Origin of the sequence: Miniimonas arenae (assembly GCF_006351005.1) — a bacterium.
Classification (GTDB): domain Bacteria; phylum Actinomycetota; class Actinomycetes; order Actinomycetales; family Beutenbergiaceae; genus Miniimonas; species Miniimonas arenae.
This window is the reverse complement of sequence record NZ_VENP01000110.1, coordinates 1-2,085: the sequence shown is the minus strand read 5'-3', so window position 1 is coordinate 2,085 and position 2,085 is coordinate 1. Positions and strand designations below refer to the sequence as shown.

The 2,085-nt window shown below is 57.4% G+C and carries 1 rRNA gene; it reads right to left on the bottom strand.

Annotated features, from left to right (window positions below):
• Window positions 1-238: 238 nt before the first annotated feature.
• Window positions 239-1,763: ribosomal RNA gene (locus tag FH969_RS14775) — 16S ribosomal RNA — on the bottom strand.
• Window positions 1,764-2,085: the final 322 nt, after the last annotated feature.

The following is a 2,085-nucleotide window of genomic DNA, read 5'->3' as shown; positions in this document are numbered from 1 at the left end:
GGCGCAGCAGCAGGCAGCAGAGGCAACCAGACACAACAACCCCAGCCACAACGACCGGTGTGTTGTCTCAGGACCCAACAGTGTGCGTGACCGTGACGTTCCACCCAGAAAACGAAGCACCAGGCACCCCACCCCCACCCTGATGGTGGAAGCTTCGACCCACACACCCCACCACCCCCACCCCCACCAACAGGCAGGAGAACAGGGACCAGTACGGGGCGTGAACAATGCTCCTTAGAAAGGAGGTGATCCAGCCGCACCTTCCGGTACGGCTACCTTGTTACGACTTAGTCCTAATCGCCGATCCCACCTTCGACAGCTCCCCCCACAAGGGTTGGGCCACTGGCTTCGGGTGTTACCGACTTTCATGACTTGACGGGCGGTGTGTACAAGGCCCGAGAACGTATTCACCGCAGCAATGCTGATCTGCGATTACTAGCGACTCCGACTTCATGGGGTCGAGTTGCAGACCCCAATCCGAACTGAGACCGGCTTTATGGGATTCGCTCCACCTCACAGTATCGCAACCCTTTGTACCGGCCATTGTAGCATGCGTGAAGCCCAAGACATAAGGGGCATGATGATTTGACGTCATCCCCACCTTCCTCCGAGTTGACCCCGGCAGTCTCCTATGAGTCCCCACCATCACGTGCTGGCAACATAGGACGAGGGTTGCGCTCGTTGCGGGACTTAACCCAACATCTCACGACACGAGCTGACGACAACCATGCACCACCTGTGCACGAGTGTCCAAAGAGACCACCATCTCTGGTGGCTTCCCGTGCATGTCAAGCCTTGGTAAGGTTCTTCGCGTTGCATCGAATTAATCCGCATGCTCCGCCGCTTGTGCGGGCCCCCGTCAATTCCTTTGAGTTTTAGCCTTGCGGCCGTACTCCCCAGGCGGGGCACTTAATGCGTTTGCTACGGCGCGGAACCCGTGGAATGGACCCCACACCTAGTGCCCAACGTTTACGGCATGGACTACCAGGGTATCTAATCCTGTTCGCTCCCCATGCTTTCGCTCCTCAGCGTCAGTTACGGCCCAGAGACCCGCCTTCGCCACCGGTGTTCCTCCTGATATCTGCGCATTCCACCGCTACACCAGGAATTCCAGTCTCCCCTACCGCACTCTAGTCTGCCCGTACCCACTGCACGCCCCAGGTTGAGCCTGAGGATTTCACAGCAGACGCGACAAACCGCCTACGAGCTCTTTACGCCCAATAATTCCGGACAACGCTTGCGCCCTACGTATTACCGCGGCTGCTGGCACGTAGTTAGCCGGCGCTTCTTCTGCAGGTACCGTCACCCGAAAGCTTCTTCCCTGCTGAAAGAGGTTTACAACCCGAAGGCCGTCATCCCTCACGCGGCGTCGCTGCATCAGGCTTTCGCCCATTGTGCAATATTCCCCACTGCTGCCTCCCGTAGGAGTCTGGGCCGTGTCTCAGTCCCAGTGTGGCCGGTCACCCTCTCAGGCCGGCTACCCGTCAAAGCCTTGGTAGGCCATCACCCCACCAACAAGCTGATAGGCCGCGAGCCCATCCCAGACCAGAAACCCTTTACAACCCCCACCATGCAGCAGGAGATGGATATCCAGTATTAGCCCCGGTTTCCCGGAGTTATCCCAGAGTCTGGGGCAGGTTACTCACGTGTTACTCACCCGTTCGCCACTAATCAAACCAGCAAGCTGGTCATCATCGTTCGACTTGCATGTGTAAAGCACGCCGCCAGCGTTCGTCCTGAGCCAGGATCAAACTCTCCGTCAAAAACAAACCCCACCACCACCCACACCCCAAAGAGCACAAGCAGACAGCAGAGTATGAACCATACGAAGAAAACCCTGACCCACCCACCCCCCAGCCCATCAGAAACGAGGAACCAACAAACCAGGAAGTGAGAAGATCAAACAAAACACCACAACCACCACACCCAACCCCACCCCCCAAAGGAGACAAGACCAGAACATGGAAGCCATGGCAATGGCATCACAATCACAAACACACTGTTGAGTTCTCAAACAACACACCACACCAGCCACACCAACCCACCAGGGCCAGCACCACCGGGGCAACCTCTCCAACTTACACC